The 19,720-nt window shown below is 71.9% G+C and carries 20 protein-coding genes; 10 read left to right on the plus strand and 10 right to left on the minus strand.

Translation table 11 applies throughout. The features are described 5' to 3' along the window. The first annotated feature begins 4 nt into the window (after positions 1–4). A complete protein-coding gene (locus tag GPA04_RS18470) occupies positions 5–1,186 on the plus strand; it encodes an NAD(P)/FAD-dependent oxidoreductase (protein WP_156225693.1) in 1,182 nt (393 codons plus the stop codon). A gap of 28 nt (positions 1,187–1,214) precedes the next feature. Here GPA04_RS18470 and GPA04_RS18475 read toward each other — a convergent pair whose 3' ends face one another. From GPA04_RS18475 to pdxR, 5 genes are all read right to left on the minus strand, one after another. After that, complete coding sequence (locus tag GPA04_RS18475; protein ID WP_156225694.1) at positions 1,215–1,967, minus strand: SDR family NAD(P)-dependent oxidoreductase; 753 nt, start codon at positions 1,965–1,967, stop codon at positions 1,215–1,217. Positions 1,968–1,976: 9 nt separating this feature from the next. Continuing rightward, positions 1,977–2,348, minus strand: coding sequence for a rhodanese-like domain-containing protein (locus tag GPA04_RS18480; protein WP_156225695.1), 372 nt, complete (start codon positions 2,346–2,348; stop codon positions 1,977–1,979). 188 nt (positions 2,349–2,536) lie between these two features. Next, the gene (locus tag GPA04_RS18485) at positions 2,537–3,109 is read right to left on the minus strand and encodes a hypothetical protein (RefSeq protein WP_156225696.1); all 573 of its coding nucleotides are present in this window, start codon (positions 3,107–3,109) and stop codon (positions 2,537–2,539) included. Between the two features lie 87 nt (positions 3,110–3,196). After that, positions 3,197–3,844, minus strand: coding sequence for a mycothiol-dependent nitroreductase Rv2466c family protein (locus GPA04_RS18490; protein ID WP_156225697.1), 648 nt, complete (start codon positions 3,842–3,844; stop codon positions 3,197–3,199). Between the two features lie 85 nt (positions 3,845–3,929). After that, positions 3,930–5,318: a MocR-like pyridoxine biosynthesis transcription factor PdxR gene (gene pdxR, locus GPA04_RS18495; protein WP_156225698.1), complete on the minus strand. Its 1,389-nt coding sequence runs from the start codon at positions 5,316–5,318 to the stop codon at positions 3,930–3,932. A gap of 92 nt (positions 5,319–5,410) precedes the next feature. On the opposite strand from pdxR, the gene GPA04_RS18500 reads away from it, so the two are divergent. Continuing rightward, positions 5,411–6,361 carry a DMT family transporter gene (locus GPA04_RS18500; protein ID WP_156225699.1) on the plus strand — a complete coding sequence of 317 codons (951 nt, stop codon included), beginning with the start codon at positions 5,411–5,413 and terminating at the stop codon, positions 6,359–6,361. Between the two features lie 64 nt (positions 6,362–6,425). Continuing rightward, positions 6,426–9,011 (plus strand): aminopeptidase N, encoded by a 2,586-nt coding sequence (gene pepN, locus GPA04_RS18505; protein WP_156225700.1) that lies wholly within the window; start codon positions 6,426–6,428, stop codon positions 9,009–9,011. 59 nt (positions 9,012–9,070) lie between these two features. Here pepN and GPA04_RS18510 read toward each other — a convergent pair whose 3' ends face one another. The 4 genes from GPA04_RS18510 to malQ all read right to left on the minus strand — a co-directional run bounded on the left by GPA04_RS18510 (position 9,071) and on the right by malQ (position 12,701). Further along, positions 9,071–9,643, minus strand: coding sequence for a GNAT family N-acetyltransferase (locus GPA04_RS18510; RefSeq protein ID WP_156225701.1), 573 nt, complete (start codon positions 9,641–9,643; stop codon positions 9,071–9,073). A 20-nt stretch (positions 9,644–9,663) separates the two neighbouring features. Continuing rightward, the gene (locus tag GPA04_RS18515; RefSeq protein ID WP_156225702.1) at positions 9,664–9,984 is read right to left on the minus strand and encodes a YciI family protein; all 321 of its coding nucleotides are present in this window, start codon (positions 9,982–9,984) and stop codon (positions 9,664–9,666) included. Between the two features lie 85 nt (positions 9,985–10,069). After that, entirely contained in the window at positions 10,070–10,546 is a 477-nt protein-coding gene (locus GPA04_RS18520; RefSeq protein ID WP_156225703.1) for a PTS sugar transporter subunit IIA, read from the minus strand. Then, positions 10,539–12,701, minus strand: coding sequence for a 4-alpha-glucanotransferase (malQ, locus tag GPA04_RS18525; protein ID WP_241680913.1), 2,163 nt, complete (start codon positions 12,699–12,701; stop codon positions 10,539–10,541). The genes GPA04_RS18520 and malQ overlap by 8 nt, the downstream gene beginning before the upstream one ends. A gap of 130 nt (positions 12,702–12,831) precedes the next feature. On the opposite strand from malQ, the gene GPA04_RS18530 reads away from it, so the two are divergent. Next, positions 12,832–13,668 carry a mechanosensitive ion channel family protein gene (locus GPA04_RS18530; RefSeq protein ID WP_156225705.1) on the plus strand — a complete coding sequence of 279 codons (837 nt, stop codon included), beginning with the start codon at positions 12,832–12,834 and terminating at the stop codon, positions 13,666–13,668. Positions 13,669–13,695: 27 nt separating this feature from the next. Here GPA04_RS18530 and GPA04_RS18535 read toward each other — a convergent pair whose 3' ends face one another. Then, positions 13,696–13,983: a PTS sugar transporter subunit IIB gene (locus tag GPA04_RS18535; RefSeq protein ID WP_277754328.1), complete on the minus strand. Its 288-nt coding sequence runs from the start codon at positions 13,981–13,983 to the stop codon at positions 13,696–13,698. A gap of 171 nt (positions 13,984–14,154) precedes the next feature. Here GPA04_RS18535 and GPA04_RS18540 point away from each other — a divergent pair, with 171 nt between their 5' ends. The 6 genes from GPA04_RS18540 (at position 14,155) to GPA04_RS18565 (ending at position 19,708) form a co-directional block, all read left to right on the plus strand. Then, a complete protein-coding gene (locus GPA04_RS18540; protein WP_156225812.1) occupies positions 14,155–14,574 on the plus strand; it encodes a globin in 420 nt (139 codons plus the stop codon). After that, on the plus strand, positions 14,571–15,449 hold the full coding sequence (locus tag GPA04_RS18545) for an acyl-CoA thioesterase (RefSeq protein ID WP_156225707.1): 879 nt from the start codon (positions 14,571–14,573) through the stop codon (positions 15,447–15,449). The genes GPA04_RS18540 and GPA04_RS18545 overlap by 4 nt, the downstream gene beginning before the upstream one ends. A gap of 158 nt (positions 15,450–15,607) precedes the next feature. Further along, on the plus strand, positions 15,608–16,639 hold the full coding sequence (locus GPA04_RS18550; RefSeq protein WP_156225708.1) for a LacI family DNA-binding transcriptional regulator: 1,032 nt from the start codon (positions 15,608–15,610) through the stop codon (positions 16,637–16,639). Then, positions 16,636–17,919, plus strand: coding sequence for an extracellular solute-binding protein (locus GPA04_RS18555; protein ID WP_156225709.1), 1,284 nt, complete (start codon positions 16,636–16,638; stop codon positions 17,917–17,919). Before GPA04_RS18550 ends, GPA04_RS18555 begins: the two co-directional genes overlap by 4 nt. A 6-nt stretch (positions 17,920–17,925) precedes the next feature. After that, positions 17,926–18,864 (plus strand): carbohydrate ABC transporter permease, encoded by a 939-nt coding sequence (locus GPA04_RS18560; RefSeq protein ID WP_156225710.1) that lies wholly within the window; start codon positions 17,926–17,928, stop codon positions 18,862–18,864. Position 18,865: 1 nt separating this feature from the next. Beyond that, positions 18,866–19,708, plus strand: coding sequence for a carbohydrate ABC transporter permease (locus tag GPA04_RS18565; RefSeq protein ID WP_156225711.1), 843 nt, complete (start codon positions 18,866–18,868; stop codon positions 19,706–19,708). Positions 19,709–19,720 lie beyond the last annotated feature (12 nt).

Below are 19,720 nucleotides of genomic sequence, written 5' to 3' on the forward strand. Positions count from 1 at the left end.
GGAGATGAACGAGGTCAAGCACGACGTCCTCGTCGTCGGTGGCGGCAACGGCGGCCTCTCGGCGGCGGCGCAGCTGCTCCGACGCGGCTGCCGCGACGTGGGCCTGATCGAGCCGGCCGACGTGCACGTGTACAAGCCGCTGCAGCACTACGTCGCCGCGGGCCTGGCCGACCAGAGCGAGCTGACGCGCCCCCAGCGCGACCTCGTGCCGGACGGCGTCCGGTGGCACCGCACGGCGGCCGTGCTCGTGGACCCGCAGCGGCGCGCCGTGCTCGGCGAGGACGGCGTCTGGCGGCAGGGCACCGACCTGGTGCTCGCACCCGGGGCCCGCCTCGACTGGGACCGGGTGCCGGGGGCCTGGGACGCCGTCGAGCGAGGCACGGCGGTGTCCTCCTTCCTCGACACGCTGCTCAGCCGGACCGGCGAGCGGATCGAGGGCCTCGAGTCGGGCCGCGCGATCTTCGAGCTGCACGGTCAGCCCGCGTCAGGGCGCGAGACCGCGCTCAAGTCGCTGTTCTTCGCCTGTGATCGGTGGCGCCGCAGCGGTGCGCTCGGGCGCATCGAGGTCGTGCTCGTCCACGCCGGCCCGCGGGTGCACCCGGTGGCGGCGATCGCCGACGAGATCGAGCGACACCTGGACAGCTACCGGGTGCAGGTCCGACCGGACACCTCGATCAGCGCCATCGAGGGCGAGACGATCGTGCTGAGAACACCGCACGGCGAGGACCGCGAGCGGTTCGACCTCGCGCACCTGCACCCGCCGTACGCGGCCCCGGAGCTGGTGGCAGCCTCCGGGCTCGACTCCTCGGGGACGTCCGGCTTCCTCGACGTCGACCCCGAGACGATGCAGCACCGCCGCCATCCGCGGATCTGGGGCGTGGGAGATGCGTGCGACCTCGGTGACGCGCGCACCGGCGGCGCGCTGCGGCACCAGGTGAAGGTGCTCGTGGAGAACATCCGCAGAGCTCGGACCGGGGCGGAGCTGCAGCGCTACGACGGCTACACCGTCGCGCCGGTCGCGACCTCCCGGAGGAGTCTGTCGTTCGGTGAGTACGACCGGGACCTCCAGGTCCGTCGGAGCCTCCCGGTGCCTGACGAGATCACGTCGACCCCGCTCTGGTACCTGCTCGACCGGTACCTGCTGCCGCAGATCTACTGGCACCGCATCCTGAAGGGTCGGCTCTGAAGCTCGCCACGGTGTCGAGGGGCGGCGGTCAGCCGCGGCCCAGCGCGGTGCCGCCGTTGACCTGCAGGATCTGCCCGGTGGTCCAGCCCGCCTGCGGCGAGGCCAGGTAGGCGACCGCCTCGGCGACCTCCTCCGGGGTGCCCGGGCGGCCCATCGGGATCTGCTTGACCCGCGAGTCGGCGACCTGGGGGTCCGCGGCGATCCGGTCACGCCAGAACTCGGTGTCCGGCACGAACCCCGGGGCGACGGCGTTGACCGTGATCCCCGAGGTAGCGAGCGCCGTGGCCTCCGACCACACCCAGGCGTTGACGGCGGCCTTCGCGGCGCCGTAGGCACCGGACCCGCGGATCGCCGCGACCGAGCTCATCGCGATCACGCGGCCGCCGGGCGAGCTCAGGTGCGGCTTGAGCGCGTGCGCGAGCAGCACCGTGGTCAGCACGTTCCCGTCGAAGTCGGCACGCCACGACTCGGCGACGGCGGCGAGCCCGGTGCCGCCGCCGACCCCGAAGTTCCCGCCGGCGTTGAGCACCAGCACGTCCACGCTGCCCGCCTCGGTGATCTCCGCGGCGGCGTTGCCGACAGCCGCCGGGTCGGTGAGGTCCGCGGTGTGCAGGGTGACCTCGACCTGGGGATCGGCGGCGCGGAGCTCGGCGGCGGTCTCCTCGAGCACGCCCAGACGGCGACCGACCAGGGCGAACGACGGGCTCTCGGCCAGCAGCCGGTGCGCGACGGCACGACCGAGGCCGGTGCCGCCGCCGGTGATGACGATGCGACGGGTCATGAGCCGTGTCTACGCGGTCGGCAGACCGCACGCAACCCAACCGGCGAAGCCGCCGTGGACCGAGGTGACACGAGGATCGGATCCGGCGGCCAACCGCCCGGCCCGAGCTCCGTCGTCGTCCACGAGGACGATGCGGGAGGCGAGCGACTCGCGCAGCCACACACCGAGCTCGAGCCGGTCGACGACGGCGGTCGCGACCTCCGTGGACAGCTCGCCGTCGCGCTCGCGCCGGCGAGGCGTCCGGAGGTCGACGAGGATCGCGCGCCCGTAGAGCGCGGCCTGGTAGGCGGCGCGGGGCGAGGTCGCCGACCGGGAGGGGGCGGTGGTGACGGGCTCGTTGCTGAGGACGATGTCCCAGGTGGTGCCGGTGGTGACGGCCATGAGGTGCTCCGAGGGTGTGCGAGAGAAGGTGTGGCTGCTGGTCAGGAGCAGCGACACATCTCGCAGATACGCATGCCACGCACCGCGCCCAGGGCGCGGGGGCGGGCGGTCTCGGCGATCACGACGTCAGTCAAACCGGTCGGGCCTCGCCGCGGCACCGGCGGCGGATCGTTCCCAGATGGTGAGACTCAGTCGAGGCTGGGCCCGTACCGGGTGATCGTGAACCGGTGCCCGGCGCTGAGGTTGGTGCACGTGACACCGGTCTCGCTCGAGGCGCACATGTAGTCGCCGACCGCGGTGGTCTGGTCGTAGTCGAGCACCGTGCGGTCGGCAGCGGCGGCGCCGGGGATGTTCTCGGTGGGGCAGGGGTACTCGGCGCCCTCGGCGCTCACCTGGACGATCTTGCCGGCGAGCTCGTTGTCCGCGCAGCCCTCGATCTGCGGCGGCTGGTAGTCGATCACGTCGATCTGGCACACCGCTGCCGAGTCGCCGATCGTGCACCAGATGTTCCCGCTCGGGGTGGCGAACTCGGCGACGTCGAGGGCGTCGGCCGGCGCCGTGACCGCCTGGGTGGAGGTTCCCGAGGTCGTCTCGTCGGTGGCCGGGTCGCTGGGGGCGGACGTGGTCGTCGTCGGCCCGCCGGCCCCGTCGTCCGGGCCGTCGGGAGCCGTGGCGAGCAGGACGATGAGCACACCGATGAGGATCACGTCGATCACGATCAACGTGATCTCCACGGGTCCTAGGCGGCGTGCAGCGGGCATGGCAGAGGTCTCCTCACGATTCGAGCACCCCTAAGGTACGCGAACCGGCGAGCGCTGCTCAGGCTCCTCGGTCTGGCCGGCGGTGGGTCAGTCGAAGACCGGCCCCTGCGTGCGGGTGCGCTTGATCTCGTAGAAGCCCGGGTAGGACGCGACCAGCACGGCACCGTCCCAGAGCTTGCCCGCCTCCTCGCCCCGGGGCGCGGGCGTGATGACCGGACCGAAGAACGCGGTGCCGTTGAAGGCGACGATCGGGGTCCCGACCTCCTCGCCGACCTGGTTGATGCCCTCGGCGTGGGAGGCGCGCAGAGCGGTGTCGATCTCGTCGCCGGGGGTGTTGTCCCAGACCTCGATCAGCTCAGCAGGCAGGCCGACCTCGGCCAGCGCCTCGACGACCAGCACCTTGAGGCCCTCGTCGCGGCGACCCTGCGGGTGGATCCGGGTGCCGATCGCGTCGTAGAGCGTCTTGACGTGCTCCTCGCCGTGGCGCTGCTGCGCGGCGATGATCACGCGCACCGGGCCCCAGGCCTCCTCCAGCCCCTTGCGGTAGTCCTCGGGCAGCTCGTCGCGACCCTCGTTGAGCACCGACAGGCTCATGACGTGCCAGCGGACCGTGATGTCCCGGACCTTCTCGACCTCGCCGATCCATCGGGAGGTCATCCACGCCCAGGGGCAGGTCGGGTCGAACCAGAAGTCGGCGACGGCGGTCGTCACGGGTGCTGTGGCCTCGGAGCTCATGGTGGTCCTCTCACATCGGTTCGCGTGCTCGTCAGATCCAACCACCGCCGACGGCGCTTGTTCCCCTCGGGCGGAACCGTCCCGGTCACCGGATCGCAGCGGCGATCGCCCGCACCGCCGTCTCGAGCCGGTCGGGTGGGTGGGCGGCGTACCCCAGCACCAGCCCGGGTCGCTCGCTCGCGGCGTGGGCCAGGCGGTGCCGGGAGAGGGGATGGACGATGACGCCCACCGCCGCGGCTCGCTGCGCCACCGCCACGTCGTCGACGCCGTGGGGCACCAGCACGAGCACGTGCAGACCGGCAGCGACGCCGGTGACCTCCGCGGCCGGCAGGTGCCGCCGCACCGCCTCGACCACGGCGTCGCGTCGGAGCCGTTGCCGCCGGCGCACCCGCCGCAGGTGCAGGTCGTAGCCGCCGTCCTCGAGCAGTCTCGCCAGCACGAGCTGCGGCAGCGCAGGGCTTCCGAGATCGGCGTCGTGCCTCGCCTGCACGAGGTCGTCGAGGTACCGACGCGGCGGCACCAGCCACCCCAGCCGCATCCCCGGAGCCAGCGTCTTGGACGTGCTCCCGGTGTGGGCGACGTGCTCGGGAGCTGCCGCCTGCAGCGCGGCCACCGGCGGCCGGTCGTACCGGTGCTCGGCGTCGTAGTCGTCCTCCACGACCAGACCGTCGGTCGCTGTGAGGCGCTCCAGCAGCGCACGCCGGCGTTCCGGGGCGAGCACGACGCCGGTCGGGAACTGGTGAGCGGGCGTGAGCATGATGGTCGTGACCCGCTCCGGGATCGCCGCCACCTGCGCACCCTCGGCGTCGACCGGTACCCCGACGGCGCGCATGCCCCAGCTCTCCAGCTGGTCGCGAGCGCCCTTGGACCCGGGGTCCTCCACCGCGACCTCGGCGACGCCGCTGGCCCCGAGGACCCGCCACAGCAGCGCCAGCGCCTGGGCCACCCCGGCGACGACGAGGACGCCCTCGGGCTCGACGTGAACGCCGCGGGTGCGCGCGAGCCAGCCGGCCAAGGCGGTCCGGAGAGCGACGTGACCGCGCATGTCCCCGTAGCCGAGGTCGGTGGCACCCATCTCGCTGAGCACCGCCCGCTCGGCACGCAACCACGCCGTGCGCGGGAACGCGGACAGGTCCGGGACGCCGGGTGAGAGGTCGAGGGCGGCCGCCGGGCGGCGCCGGGGCTCCGCAGCCCTGGGGGGCTGCGGAGCCGTCACGCCCGACGCCACGACCACCGTGCCGCCGCCGGCCCGGCCCTCGGCCAGTCCCTGCTCGGTGAGGCGTTCGTAGGCGGCCACGACGACGCCGCGCGAGACACCCAGATCGGCGGCGAGCACGCGGCTCGCGGGCAACCGGTCGCCGGCGCGCAGCCGGCCGTCGTCGACCGCCTCCCGGAGCGCCGTGGCCAACCACGCGGTGCGTCCGCGCGCGGGAGCCGTACCGATGTCCAGCACGAGGAAGTCCGAGCCTGACATGTCTCCCCCGCCCGCTGAGGTGCCGTTTGGACCTCAACAGTAGGACCGCGATGGACCTGTTACCAGGTCCAAACCCCGACCAGCCTGGTGGGATGGTCGAGCGGACGCAATACCTCCCCACCGGTGACATCAGTGACGACACGCATGATGGTGGTGCCCGCCCGCGCACCACCTCGGTGGCGGCGGCAGCACAGGGCGCCCTGGCGATGGTGTTCGTCGGTGGCAGCGTCGCGGTCAGCGCGCTGCTGCACGACGCGCCGATGCACACGGCCCAGGCCGCGCGCTACGCCGTGGCGTGCCTCCTGCTGGTCGGCTGGGCGCGGCTGCGCGGCATCGCGGTGCAGCGACCGGTCGGGCGCGAGTGGGCCTGGCTCACCGGGATCGCCGCGACCGGGCTGGTGCTCTTCAACATCGGTCTGGTCGAGGGCTCGGCTCACGCCGAGCCGGCCGTGCTCGCCGTTGCGGTCGCGAGCGTCCCGATCGCCCTTGGCGTCCTCGGTCCGCTGCTCGAGGGCTCCCGACCCACGACGCGCATGCTGGTCGCCGCCGCCGTCGTCACCGCGGGCGCCGCCGTGGTGCACGGGTTCGGACGCAGCGACGGCGTCGGGCTGCTGTGGGCGCTGCTGGTGCTGGTGTGCGAGGCCGGTTTCACGCTGCTCGCCGTGCCGGTGCTGCGGCGCCACGGCCCGCTCGGCGTCTCCGTCTGGGCCACGGCGATCGCCGCCGTGGCGTTCGGAGCGCTCGGCGTCGGCGTCGAGGGCCCGACGGCGGTGCTGCGGCTGACGACCACGCACCTCCTGGCCGCCGCCTTCCTGGCGGTCGCCGTGACGGCGGTGGCGTTCGTGCTCTGGTACGGCGCGGTGCAGCGACTGGGGTCCGCGCGCGCCGGGCTGCTCACCGGCGTCGCCCCGATCAGCGCCGCCCTGGCGGCGGCCGTGCTGGCGGTCAGCCTGCCCGCCACCGCGGTGTGGGTCGGGCTCGCGCTGGTGGCGAGCGGTCTGGGGATCGGGCTGTCGCGCCGTGGCCCCGGCCCGACCGGGTGAGGGGCGTCAGGCTCCACGTGGCAGGATCGCAGCCACACCTGACAGCTGACCAAGGAGCCCATCCGTGCCCGGACAGAACCTCACCCGCGCCGAGGCGGCAGAACGCGCCACCATCGTCCGGACCCACAGCTACGACGTCGCGCTCGACCTGACCCGAGGCCCCGACGTCTTCGGCTCGAGCACCGTGGTGCGGTTCTCCGCCCAGGCAGGCGCGTCGACATTCATCGACCTGATCGCCCCGGTCGTGCACGAGGTCGTGCTCAACGGCGTCGCGCTCGACCCCACCGAGGTGTTCGGCGACTCCCGCATCCAGCTCGAGAACCTGGCCGAGGAGAACGAGCTGCGGGTCGTGGCCGAGGCCGCCTACATGAACACCGGTGAGGGTCTGCACCGCTTCGTTGACCCGGTCGACGACGAGGTCTACCTGTACTCCCAGTTCGAGGTGGCTGACACCCGGCGCGTGTTCGCGGTGTTCGAGCAGCCGGACCTGAAGGCGACCTTCACCTTCACCGTCACGGCGCCCGACCACTGGCAGGTGGTGTCGAACTCGCCCACCCCGGAACCGACCGCCGTCGGCGAGGGCACCGCCGTCTGGGCGTTCGAGGCCACCCCGGTGCTTCCCTGCTACGTGACCGCGCTCGTGGCCGGGCCCTACCACCGCGAGACCGGCACGCTCACGAGCACCGACGGCCGCGAGATCCCGCTCGGGGTCTTCTGCCGCTCGTCGCTGGCCGAGCACCTGGACACCCAGAACATCGTGGACATCACCACGGCCGGGTTCGCCTTCTTCGAGAAGGCGTTCGACATGCCCTACCCGTACGCCAAGTACGACCAGCTCTTCGTGCCGGAGTTCAACGCGGGCGCGATGGAGAACGCGGGCTGCGTGACGTTCGTCGAGAACTACGTGTTCCGCTCCAAGCCCACCGAGGCCACCGTCGAGCGCCGCGTGGTCACGATCCTGCACGAGCTCGCCCACATGTGGTTCGGCGACCTCGTCACGATGCGCTGGTGGGACGACCTGTGGCTGAACGAGTCGTTCGCCGAGTACGCCTCGACGCTCGCGACGGCCGAGGCCACGCGGTGGACGCAGGCCTGGACCACCTTCTCCTCGCTGGAGAAGTCCTGGGCCTACCGGCAGGACCAGCTGCCCTCCACCCACCCGATCGTCGCCGACATGGTGGACCTCGAGGCCGTCGAGGTGAACTTCGACGGCATCACCTACGCCAAGGGCGCCTCCGTGCTGAAGCAGCTCGTGGCGTGGGTGGGCCAGGACGCGTTCCTCGCCGGTGTGCAGCAGTACTTCAAGAAGCACGCCTACGGCAACACCGAGCTGCGCGACCTGCTCGTCGAGCTCGAGGCCACCAGCGGTCGCGACCTGTCCGAGTGGTCGAAGGTCTGGCTCGAGGAGGCAGGCGTCACGCTGCTGCGCCCCGAGATCGAGGTCGACAGCCAGGGCCGGATCACGAGCTTCGTGATCGGCCAGGAGACGCCGCAGGAGATGTCGTCGCTGCGGCCCCACCGCATCGCGGTCGGCGGCTACGACGTGCAGGCCGACGGCACGCTGCTGCGTACCCAGCACGTCGAGCTGGACATCGCCGGTGCTGCGACCCCGGTGCCCCAGCTGGTGGGCGTGGACCGTCCCGACATCGTGCTGGTCAACGACGACGACCTCGCGTACGCGAAGGTCCGCCTGGACGCGGCCTCGTTGGCGGCCGCGACCGAGCACATCACCGCCTTCACCGACTCCCTGCCGCGCACCCTGGTGCTCTCGGCGGCGTGGGACATGACGCGCGACGGCGAGACCCCCGGTCGGCAGTTCGTCGAGCTCGTCCTCAACACGATCGCGACCGAGTCCGACTCCACGGTCGTCATGGTGCTCCTGCGTCAGCTCAGCACCACGATCGACTACTACGTGGACCCGAAGGTGCGTGCCGAGCTGTCGGCGAGCGTGGCGAGCAGGTTGTGGGCACTGGCCGTGGCCGCGGAGGCGGGCTCGGACAGCCAGCTGCAGTTCGTCAAGGCCTTCGCGGCCAGGGTCGAGAGCGAGGAGCAGACGGCGCAGGTCAGGGCGCTGCTGGACGGCCCGACCGTCTCCGACCTCGTGCCCGGGCTGGCCGTCGACACCGACCTGCGGTGGGAGCTGCTCACCGGGCTGGCCGCCGCCGGCGCGGCGTCGGAGGAGGACATCGCGGCCGAGCTCGAGCGCGACGGCACCGCCGCGGGCCAGCGAGCTGCGGCGAGCGCACGCGCCGCCGTGCCGAGCAAGAACGCCAAGCAGGCGGCGTGGCGCGACGTCGTCGAGGACGACAAGCTGCCCAACGCCGTCCAGGCGGCCGTGATCAGCGGGTTCAGCCGCTCCCGCGACCGCGAGCTGCTGGTGCCGTTCGTCGAGCCGTACTTCGACTCGATCGAGAAGGTCTGGGACCACCGGACCAACGAGATCGCGCAGAACATCGTCGGCGGCCTCTACCCGAGCCACCTCGCCGACATCGACAACACCTACGGGGTCGACGTCATCGCGCGCACCGACGAGTTCCTCCAGGCGCTCGCCGACCGCATCCCGGCCCTGCGCCGGATCGTCGTCGAGAACCGTGACGCCACGCGCCGCGCGCTCGCCGCGCAGCAGGTGGACCGCACCGCGGGAGCCTGACCGCGAGCTGCCCTGCCCGGCGCGCCGGGCAGGGCAGCGCACCGCGTCTGCCGCAGCGCTCAGGCGCCGCGCCACTCCCGGTCGAGCATGGCGTAGCCGAGGCCGTCCATCCACTCACCCGAGCGGTGGAGCGACTCGGCGACCGAGTGGATCTCGCGGCGCATGCCGGTGCGCTCCATCAACCGCCACGACGGCTCGTTGACGGCGAAGCACAGCGCCTCGACGCGGTGCAGCCCGAGCGTCTCGAAGCTGAGCCGCAGCAGCTCGCGCGCGGCCTCGGTGGCGTATCCGTGACCGTGGTGCCGGGCGTCGAACGCCCACCCGATCTCGGCCTGCACACCCCTGGCCTGCTCCGCGATCTCCCGCTGCGACCAGGCGTCGGAGATGCGCATCATCAGGTCGCCGATGATCTGACCGTCGCGCTCGACGATCAGCGTGACGCCGAGACGGTCCGGCTCGGCGAAGGCCTCGCGGAAGGTCGCGAGCTCGCCGGGCAGCGTGGTCATGTAGCGGGAGACCTGCTCCAGGCTGCGGTAGGCCCAGACTGCCTCCGCGTCCGACGGCGTGGCTCGCCTGATCGTCAGCCGAGAGGTCCGCAGCGGCCAGGTGACGTCGTCGAGGGTGCCAGGCATCGCCGTCGAGGTTAGTCGTCTCAGCCGACGGGTCGGACCTCCACGCCGCCGCCCTGGCGCAGGACCGGGTTGCGGCGCGCGATCGCGAGCGCGGCCTCGAGGTCGTCGGCCTGCACCACGTAGAAGCCGACGACCGACTCCGCCGTCTCGAGGTAGGGGCCGTCGGTCTGGCCGTCCGGACGCAACGACACCGACGCCGTCGGGCCTGCCAGAGGCCTTCCGAACGTCATCTGGCCGGCCTCGGTCATCTCCTGCGCGTAGGCGTCGTGCTCGGCGAGGGCCGCGTGGCCGCCCGCCTCGGCATCGTTCGGGCGGTACATGAAGACGGCGAACTCCGCCATGGTCGTGCTCCGTTCTGCGCTCGGCCGGTCGGTCCGACCACTCATGCCTTCATGACGAGCGAGCCCGGCCGAGATCGACAGCGACTCAGTGGAGCCAGGTGAACAGCAGGTCCCCGGGGTCGACGCGCTCGGTGTCGGTCACGGTGAGCTGATCCGGATCGGCCGCGAGCGCGATGACGGCGACGAAGGAGCTCATGCCGCGGACCACCACGTCGTCCGGGGACCAGCGCACCAACGGCTGGCCCGCGACCACCTCGTCGCCCTGCGCGACCAGCAGCTCGAAGCCGGCGCCCTTGAGCTGGACCGTGTCGATCCCGAGGTGGACGAGGATTCCGCGCTCACCGCCGCCGGGACCCGCGATGACGAACGCGTGCGGGTGCATCGCGGCGACCACACCGCTGACCGGCGCGAACGCCTCGACCACGGGGGCGACCCCGAGATCGGGGGCGATCGCGGCACCCGGCCCGACCATGGCGGCCGCGAACACGGGGTCGGGGACCTCGGCGAGCGGGATCACCCGACCGCTGGAGGGGGCGAGCACGTCCACGTTCTTCTCAGGCATCGGCGCGTAGCTCCCTCACGAGCGTGGTGACGAGCGAGCCCAGGCGGGCGTTGTCGGGAAGGTCGGACACGAGCACGCACCGCTCCCCGCCGTCGGCCAGCGGGATCTTCCAGTTCGGGTACTCGGTGTCGGTGCCCGGCTGGTTCTGGGTGCGCCGCTCCCCCACCGCGTCGGCCAGCGAGACACCGACGAGCGCCGAGGGTGTCTGCGCGATGAACGCGTGCAGCGCCTCGACGGTCTGGCGCTCGGTGGGGTCGTCCGGCAGCAGGCCCCGGGAGGCGAGCGCGGCGAGCATCCGCTCCCGCTGGATCCTCGCCTCCAGCCGCACCTGGGCGACCGGCTCGGTCAGCAGGCCCAGCCGGTTGCGCAGGTCGACGTGCTCCTCCGCCAGGTAGCCGGCGGTGGGTGGCAGGTCATGGGTGGTCACGGTGGCGAGCACGAGCCTGCGGTACTCCTCGGGCGGGCGCGGCTGGCCGTCCTCGGTGTTCTCGAACCAGAGCACCGAGGTGCCGAGGATGCCGCGGCGCTCGAGGTACTCCCGGACCCAGGGCTCCACCGTGCCGAGGTCCTCCCCGATGACGACCGCCCCCGCGCGGTGCGCCTCGAGCGCGAGCACGCCGATCATCGCGTCGTGGTCGTACCGGACGTAGGTGCCCTCGGAGGGGCTCGCACCCTGCGGGATCCACCAGAGCCGGAAGAAGCCGATGATGTGGTCCACCCGCAGCGCGCCGGCGTGGCGCAGCACGGTCCGGACCATGTCACGGACCGGCGCGTAGCCCGAGGCGGCCAGCGCGTCCGGCCGCAGCGGCGGCTGGCTCCAGTCCTGACCCTGCTGGTTGTAGAAGTCCGGCGGTGCGCCCACGGAGATGCCGCGAGCGAGCACGTCCCGCAGCGACCACGCGTCGGCCCCCTCGGGGTGCACGCCGACCGCGAGGTCGTGCATGATGCCCAGCCGCATCCCGTTGTCGCGGGCGGCCTGCTGCGCCCGGCCGAGCTGGGCGTCCGCGACCCACTGCAGCCACACGTGGAAGTCGATGCGGTCGGCGAGCTCGCGGCGCAGCGCGGCGATGGTGCCGGGGGTGGCGTTCTCGACGGTGAGCGGCCAGTCGCGCTCGTCGTAGCGCTCGTGCACCGCGCACCACAGCGCAAAGTCCTCGAGCCCCTCGCCCTGCTCGCGCCGGAACGCGTCGAGCTCACGCTGCCGCGACCGGGAGCGCCCGGCGGCGAAGATCGTCTCCAGAGCGGGACGCTTGGCGTCCCAGACCGCGTCCCGATCGATCGGGCCCGGATCGGAGTTCGCCGGGGACACGCCGTCGAACGCCCACTCCACCAGGGTGCGCTGGCTGGTGGGCAGGTACCCGATCTCGGTGATCTCCTCGGGGCGGATGTAGAGCGGGTTGACGAAGCGGCGGGTGGCGGGGAGGTACGGCGAGGGCGTGATCGGCGTGGTGGGCTCCGCCGCGTGCAGCGGGTTGATGAGCAGGAAGTCGGCTCCCAGCTCGCCACCGGTCGTCGTCAGCTCGGCCAGGTCGGCGAAGTCCCCGAACCCCCACGACCGTTCCGACCGCACCGAGTAGAGCTGGGTCATCAGCCCCCAGCACCGGTTGCCGAGCTCGGGGCGCAGCTCGGGCAGCTCCAGTCGCGCCGGAGTCACCGCGAGCGGCGCGGTGGCGACACCCTCGGGGCTGGTCGCGCGCAGCGTGTGCCAGCCGAGCGGCAGCGTGCGCGGCACCTCGAAGGTGGCGCGACCGACCGTGCGGCCATCGACCTCGTGAGCCGGCGTCCACTCGTCGAGCTGCTCCAGGGCGACCTCGCCGCCCTCCTCGAGGTCGACGACCAGGTCGACGGCGGTGCCGTCGGTGACGTGCACCGGAACCTTGGAGACCACACCCTGGGTGACGATCACGCTCGGGGGCAGCATCTGGCGCCACGGCGCGAGATCGGCGTCGACAAGGCTGCGCTCGATCTGCTCGGGGGTCTCCGCCGGCACGTCGAGAGCGGCGAGGACGCCGCGGATGGTGCCGGCCGAGACCTGCTGCCGGGTGCCGTCGATGTCCCAGTACTCGGTGGCGACCCCGTGGGCGCGCGCGAGGGCGCGCAAGTCATGACCGACCGGCTCGGAGTGGCCCTCGGCCTGCTCTGGTGTCTCGCTCACGGCAACGGGTGCTCTCTGGTTGCTGCTCCCCGCCCACCGGGGAGTCCTTCGATCTTGCCAGAGCGTGACTGGTTGCGTGGACGCCGTGCCCGCGACGGCGCCACCGATCGCGGTCATTACGCTGGCAGCCGTGTCCATCACCGCCGACAACCTGCTCCGCATCCTTGTCATCCTCCTCGTCGCGATCGTGCTCACCGTGGTGCTGCGGTTCGTGGTCGCGCGGGTGATACGCCGCCTGGGGAGGCTGCCGGCCCGCCAGCTGGGGGTGAGCAACAGCGCCAAGATCGTGCTCGGCCAGCCGCAACGCATGGGCCAGCGCCTGCAGACCTTCCAGTCGGTGCTGAACTCGACGATCGCGATCGTCATCGGATCGGTGGCGCTGCTGATGATCCTGGCCGAGCTCGGTGTCCAGGTGGCGCCGCTGCTGGCCTCCGCGGGCGTGGTCGGTGTGGCGGTGGCGTTCGGCGCCCAGTCCCTGGTGCGCGACATCATCAGCGGTGTCTTCATGCTCGTCGAGGACCAGTACGGCGTGGGCGACCGTGTCGAGCTGGGGTCGACCGGTGCCGTGATGGCCGCCGGGACCGTGGAGCAGGTCACGCTGCGGATCACCACGGTGCGCGACGACGACGGCCGGGTCTGGCACATCCGCAACGGCGAGGTGATGCGGGTCGCCAACGAGTCGCAGGGCTGGTCGCACGCGGTCGCGCAGGTGCAGGTGGTGCCGGGCACCGACATCGCCGAGACCCGGGACGTGATGACCCGCGTGACCACCCAGCTGCGCGCGGAGGAGAGCTATTCGGACGCGATCCTCGACGACGCAGAGGTGCGCGTGGAGGAGATCTCGGGCGCCGGCATCACGCTGCGGTGGGCGGTGCGGACGCGGCCCGGTCAGCAGTGGCGCGTGGCCAGCGCCATGCGGCGCCGCCTCACGACGGCGTTCGCCGAGCAGGGCATCCAGCTCGTCTGAAGCCCGCGAGGGCTCCTCTGAAACCCTCTAGGAGCTGCGGAGCTTGTCCATCGCCGCGGCGAGGTCGTCGGCCTCGGGGCCGACCACCACCTGCACGACGCGTCCCGAGCGGACGACGCCGAACGCGCCGTGGCTGCGCAGCGTCTCGTCGTCGACGAGGGCGGGGTCCGAGACCTCGACGCGCAGCCGCGTGATGCAGGGCTCCAGGTCGACGACGTTCTCGTTGCCGCCCAACGCCGACAGGATCTCCTCGGCCTTGCCCACACCCGCTCCTTCGTCGTCGGTCCGCCCAGCTGAGGGGCGCCCGCTCAGCATACGCTGCACCCTGCGACGTTCCCTGGTTCTGGCCCCGCTTTCACCGCACGTCTGCACACCCTCCGCCCCCCTCGCCCATCTCGACGACGACGCGTTCGCGCAGCAATCGTGAGTGCGGGTGCCACGGTCTCTTACCCTTGCTGGGTGACCGCTTCAGCTCCTCGGCCGGGAATCCCGCTCCGCTCACGGTCGGCTGCGCCCGAGCAGCCCGGCTCGTTCTACGAGGCCGTCGGCGGTGAACCGACGATCCGCGCGATCGTGCACCGCTTCTACGAGCTCGTGGCGACCGACGACCTGATGCGCCCGATGTACCCCGAGGAGGACCTCGGACCGGCGGAGGACCGGCTCCGGATGTTCCTCGTGCAGTACTGGGGCGGTCCCACCACCTACTCCGACCAGCGTGGGCACCCGCGGTTGCGGATGCGTCACGCACCGTTCCCGATCGGCCCGGCCGCGCGTGACCGGTGGCTGCAGCACATGCGGACCGCCGTCAAGGAGGCCCGCCTGGCCCCGCTGCACGAGGCGACCCTGTGGGACTACCTCGAGCGCGCCGCGCACGCGATGCTCAACATCCCCCAGGACCCGGCGTGAGCGCCGCCGAGGAGCCCCGCCCGCTCGACGCGGTGCTCGAGGTGCTGGACCTCGCCGAGTCCGGGCCGGACACCTTCGTCGGTGGCTCGTTGCCCCAGCTGCACGGTCGGGTCTACGGCGGCCAGGTGCTGGCGCAGGCGATCATCGCCGCCCAGCGCACCCTCGAGGGCGAGCTCGCCCAGCGGCTGATCCACTCCCTGCACGGCTACTTCCTGCGCCCCGGCGACCTGGAGGCACCGATCACGTTCGCCGTCGAGCGGCTGCGTGACGGCGGCTCCTTCAGCGCCCGACGCACGCACGCGCTGCAGGAGGGGCGACCGATCCTGTCGATGATCGCCTCCTTCCAGGAGGTCCAGGAGGGCATCGAGCACACCGAGCCGATGCCCGTCGTCCCGGCGCCCGAGGACCTGCCCAGCTCCGTGGCGCTGTTCGACTCGCTCGACCACCCGGTGGCCAAGTTCTTCTACCGCAACGGCGCCTTCGACATCCGGCACACCGGCAGCGCCCTGTTCGTCGCCCCGGCGCCGGAGCCCGAGCCCACGCAGGCGCTGTGGATGCGTGCCCGCGGCCCTGTCCCTGGTGGTCAGCCCGAGCAGCGGGCGCTGCTGGCCTTCGCCTGCGACCAGGTGATGCTGGAGCCGGTGCTGCGGGCGCACGGCGTCTACTGGCGCAGCAAGGGGGTCAGCATCGCGTCGTTGGACCACGCGATGTGGTGGCACCGCGACGTCGACCTCGGCGACTGGCTGCTCTACGTGCAGGACTCGCCAACGGCGCAGGGCGGCCGGGGTCTGGGTCTCGCCCGCGTCTTCTCCCGCGACGGACGACTCGTCGCCACCATCGGCCAGGAAGGCATGGTCCGGCTGCCGCAGGCATGAGTCGACCGGCGGCCTGAGGTCGGCCCCACACCAGGGCCTTGTCGACGACGACGCGGTGCGCTAACATCGAATGTAAGCGCATACATCAGCAACTGCCGACATCCACGCCGACCGACGACCGGTCAGCAGCGAGACATCGACGTCCGACGGAGCATCGCATGGGCCGAGCCGCCCGCCCCACCGTGTACACGGTGGCCGATCGCGCCCAGGTGTCGGTGGCGACCGTCTCGCGCGCGCTGGCGGCGCCGGAGAAGGTCTCCGAGGCCACCCGGCTGCGGGTGCTCGAGGCGATCGACGCCCTCGGCTACGTCCCGCACGGCGCCGCCCGCTCGCTCGCCGCCGACGCCCACCGCGCGCACGGGCTCGTGCTGCCCGAGCTGGTCGGCCCCTACTACTCCGACCTGCTGCTCGGGTACGAGCGCGAGGCCGCCACCGGCGGCGACGCGGTGGTGCTCGCGCTGGCCGGCGGGGACGACCTCGCGGCCAAGGTGCTCAGGATCGCCGGCAGCGTGGACGGCATCGTCGTGATGGGTGCCTCCGCGCTGCCCCGCGCCGCCCTCGCGGCCATCCGCGAGCTGGTCCCGGTCCTCGGGCTGACGGGTGGCGCCGGCCAGGGCCTGGAGGTCATCGGTACCCGCAACCTCGACAGCTCGCGCGAGCTGACGCAGCACCTGGTCGAGCACGGTCGCAACCGGCTCGTGTTCGTCGGTGACCCCGACCTCGCCGAGGACATCCAGGCGCGCTACCGGGGCTTCTGCGAGGCGCTGCAGCCGCACGCGCCCGAGCCGGTCCGGGTGGAGCCCAGCGAGGCCGCCGGTGTGGAGGTGGCCGAACGGCTGCTCGCCGGCGAGCTCGATGCCGACGGCCTCGTGTGCGCCAACGACGAGCTCGCGCTCGGCGTCATCGTCACCCTCACCGCACGCGGCTGCGACGTCCCGGGAGACGTCGCGGTGGTCGGGTGGGACGACGTGATGGCCGCGCGCTACGTCCAGCCCTCGTTGACCACCGTGCGGCAGCCGGTCGCCGATCTCGGCGCGACCGCTGCGCGGCGGCTGCGCGAGCACATCGCCGCCTTCCGCGCCGGGCAGCTGCCTCCCGGGCCGGCGCCGGACCGCCTCATGACGTCCGTGATCTATCGACGCTCGTGCGGATGCACGAGCGATCCCTCCAAGGAACAGGAGCACAGATGAGCACGCGCCGAACGCGGCTGGTGGTGGCCCTCGGGCTCGCCGCCGCACTGAGCCTGACCGCCTGCGGTCGCAGCGACACCCCGGAAGGTACGGGCGAGACCGACGCCGAGGAGTTCTCGAGCGACGACCTGCAGGGCGAGATCGAGATGTGGGCGATGGGTGCCGAGGGCGAAAAGCTCCCGGCGCTGGCGGACGCCTTCATGGCTGACAACCCGGGCACGACCGTCAACATCACCGCGATCCCGTGGGACGCCGCCTACGACAAGTTCGCCAACGCGATCACCGCCGGCACCACCCCCGACGTGGCGATGATCGGCAGCACCTGGAGCGGCGACTTCGCCGGTCAGGGTGCGCTCGAGCCGCTGCCGGAGTCCTTCGACACCAGCGGCTTCTTCGAGGGCGCCGTCGGCACCACCATGGTCGACGACGTCGCCTACGGGGTGCCCTGGTACGTCGAGACCCGGATGGTCTACTACCGCACCGACATCGCCGAGGCCGCCGGGTACCCGGAGGTCCCGACCGACTGGGAGGGCTTCCAGGAGATGGCGGTCGCGATGCAGGGGCAGCCCGACGTCGAGTGGGGCATCAACCTCCAGCCCGGTGGCGAGGGTTCGTGGCAGCAGGTGCTGCCGCTCGCCTGGTCCGCCGGCGCCGAGACCGACGACGCCGAGGGCTTCCACTTCGACTCCCCCGAGGTGCTCAGCGCCGTCGAGTACTTCCAGAGCTTCTTCACCGACGGCATCAGCGACCCCAACCCGCCGGAGGGCCAGACCGAGGCCGACTTCACCTCCGGGCGGATCCCGATGTTCATCTCGGGCCCGTGGATGATGTCGCTCGTCGAGGACCTGGGCGGTGAGGGCTTCGCCGAGCTCTACGACGTGGCCCCGATCCCCTCACCGGACGGCTCGACGTCGCACTCCTTCGTGGGTGGCGCGAACCTCGGCGTCTTCACCACGAGCGAGAACCGCGACCTCGCCTGGAGCTGGGTGCAGTACCTGAGCGACCCCGCCACGCAGGTCGAGTGGTACGGCCAGACCTCCGACCTGCCGGCGATCCAGAGCGCCTGGGACGACCCGGCGCTGAGCGACGACCCGAAGCTGGCGGCGTTCGGCGTCCAGCTGGAGACGGCGCTCGCGCCGGCCAGCTACCCCAGCTGGACCCAGGTCTCCGCGGCCTTCGACGGCGAGATGGAGAAGATCGCGAAGGCGGGCGCCGACCCGGCCTCCTCGCTCGCCGCCGTGCAGGAGACCGCCGACGAGCTCGGCACCGGACAGGGCTGACCTCACATGAGTGCCACACCGGCACCGCCGCGGCGTGCCGCGGTCCCGGCCCGCCGCAGGTCGGCGGGCCGGACCCGGCAGGCCAGGGCGGCCTGGTTGCTCTCGATACCGTTCCTGCTGCTGTTCCTGGTGTTCACGGCCTGGCCGGTGTTCCAGTCGGTCTTCCTCGCCTTCACCGACGCCACCCGGCGCGATCTGCGGAGCCCGTTCGCGGTCGACTTCGTCGGGCTGGAGAACTTCGCGCAGGCGCTCGCTGACGAACGGTTCCGCAAGGCGGCCGCCAACACCTTCTACTTCGTGCTGGTCGGGCTGCCGCTGACCCTCGTGGTGGCGCTCGCCGCGGCGGTCGCGCTCAACAAGGGCATCGGCCGGTTGCGGAGCTTCTTCCGGCTCGGCTTCTACGCACCGGTGATCACCTCGATCGTGGCGGTCGCGGTGGTGTGGCGGTTCCTGCTCCACCCGGACTACGGCCTCGTCAACGAGGTCCTGTCGTGGGTGGGGATCACCGGACCGAACTGGCTGGGCTCGACGACCTGGGCGATGCCGTCGCTGATCGCCATGGCGGTGTGGCGCAACTTCGGCACGGCGATGATCATCTTCCTGGCCGGCCTGCAGGGCGTCCCTGCGTCGCTGCAGGAGGCCGCAGCGCTGGACGGGGCCAACGCCTGGCAGCGCTTCTGGTCGATCACGGTGCCGCAGCTGCGCCCCACGATCCTGTTCATCTCGGTCACCACGATGATCGGCTACCTGCAGTTCTTCGAGGAGCCGTTCGTCATGACCGACGGCGGTGGCCCGCTGAGCAGCACGCTCTCGGCCTCGCTGTTCACCTACGAGGAGTTCAGCTTCGGGAACTACGGCTACGCCTCGGCGATCAGCTACCTGATCTTCGTGGTCATCGCCGCGGTCACCGTGCTGCAGTTCCGACTGCTCAGGGAGCGTGACTGACATGGCGGGCTCGTGGAACGCCGAACCGACGCTCCGGCGCCGGTGGTGGCTCTACCTGATCATGAGCGTGGCGTTGCTGCTGGTGGTGACGCCCTTCGTCTGGATGGTGCTCGGCAGCGTCAAGTCCAACGGCGAGCTGCGCTCGGTGCCGCCGACCTGGCTGCCGGAGCAGGTGACGTGGGAGAACTACAGCCAGCTGCTCAGCGGGCTGAACTTCGGCACGTACTTCCTCAACTCCACGATCGTCGCGGTGGTGGTGACCGCCGGCAACCTGCTGTTCTGCTCGATGGTCGGCTACGTGCTCGGCATGCTGGAGTTCCGCGGCAAGAACGCCCTGTTCGCCGTGATCATGGGCACGTTGATGATCCCCGGCCTGGTCACGTTCGTGCCGCTCTTCGTGCTCGTCGTCAACGCCGGCCTGGCCAACAACCTGCTCGGGCTGATCGTCCCGTTCCTGGTGTCGCCGTTCGGGGTGTTCCTGATGCGGCAGTTCGTGCTTCGGCTGCCCCCGGACCTGGTGCAGGCCGCCCGGGTCGACGGCGCCGGAGAGATCCGGATCTTCGCCCAGGTGATCCTGCCGCTGCTCGGGCCCGCCCTGGCGACGCTGGGCATCCTCACCTTCCTGAGCAGCTGGAACAACTTCCTGTGGCCGCTGGTGGTGGCGCAGCGCGAGGAGATGTACACGTTGCCGGTCGCGCTGGCCCTGTACTCCACCGGCCAGAACGTCACCGACTACGGCTTCCTGCTGGCCGGGGCGACGCTCGTGGTGGTGCCCGTGCTGGTGATCTTCATGATCTTCCAGCGCCGCTTCATCGAGGGCATCGCCACCACCGGCATCAAGTGATGCACCCACGAG

This window comes from Pseudactinotalea suaedae, from assembly GCF_009733815.1.
GTDB lineage: Bacteria > Actinomycetota > Actinomycetes > Actinomycetales > Beutenbergiaceae > Pseudactinotalea > Pseudactinotalea suaedae.

Bases quoted from the DNA above. Each gene is read 5' to 3' on its own strand.
- GPA04_RS18470 (WP_156225693.1), top strand. From the start codon at position 5: ATGAACGAGGTCAAGCACGACGTCCTCGTCGTCGGTGGCGGCAACGGC.
- GPA04_RS18475 (WP_156225694.1), bottom strand. From the start codon at position 1,967: ATGACCCGTCGCATCGTCATCACCGGCGGCGGCACCGGCCTCGGTCGT.
- GPA04_RS18480 (WP_156225695.1), bottom strand. From the start codon at position 2,348: ATGGCCGTCACCACCGGCACCACCTGGGACATCGTCCTCAGCAACGAG.
- GPA04_RS18485 (WP_156225696.1), bottom strand. From the start codon at position 3,109: ATGCCCGCTGCACGCCGCCTAGGACCCGTGGAGATCACGTTGATCGTG.
- GPA04_RS18490 (WP_156225697.1), bottom strand. From the start codon at position 3,844: ATGAGCTCCGAGGCCACAGCACCCGTGACGACCGCCGTCGCCGACTTC.
- pdxR (WP_156225698.1), bottom strand. From the start codon at position 5,318: ATGTCAGGCTCGGACTTCCTCGTGCTGGACATCGGTACGGCTCCCGCG.
- GPA04_RS18500 (WP_156225699.1), top strand. From the start codon at position 5,411: ATGGTCGAGCGGACGCAATACCTCCCCACCGGTGACATCAGTGACGAC.
- GPA04_RS18510 (WP_156225701.1), bottom strand. From the start codon at position 9,643: ATGCCTGGCACCCTCGACGACGTCACCTGGCCGCTGCGGACCTCTCGG.
- GPA04_RS18515 (WP_156225702.1), bottom strand. From the start codon at position 9,984: ATGGCGGAGTTCGCCGTCTTCATGTACCGCCCGAACGATGCCGAGGCG.
- GPA04_RS18520 (WP_156225703.1), bottom strand. From the start codon at position 10,546: ATGCCTGAGAAGAACGTGGACGTGCTCGCCCCCTCCAGCGGTCGGGTG.
- GPA04_RS18535 (WP_277754328.1), bottom strand. From the start codon at position 13,983: ATGCTGAGCGGGCGCCCCTCAGCTGGGCGGACCGACGACGAAGGAGCG.
- GPA04_RS18550 (WP_156225708.1), top strand. From the start codon at position 15,608: ATGGGCCGAGCCGCCCGCCCCACCGTGTACACGGTGGCCGATCGCGCC.
- GPA04_RS18555 (WP_156225709.1), top strand. From the start codon at position 16,636: ATGAGCACGCGCCGAACGCGGCTGGTGGTGGCCCTCGGGCTCGCCGCC.
- GPA04_RS18560 (WP_156225710.1), top strand. From the start codon at position 17,926: ATGAGTGCCACACCGGCACCGCCGCGGCGTGCCGCGGTCCCGGCCCGC.
- GPA04_RS18565 (WP_156225711.1), top strand. From the start codon at position 18,866: ATGGCGGGCTCGTGGAACGCCGAACCGACGCTCCGGCGCCGGTGGTGG.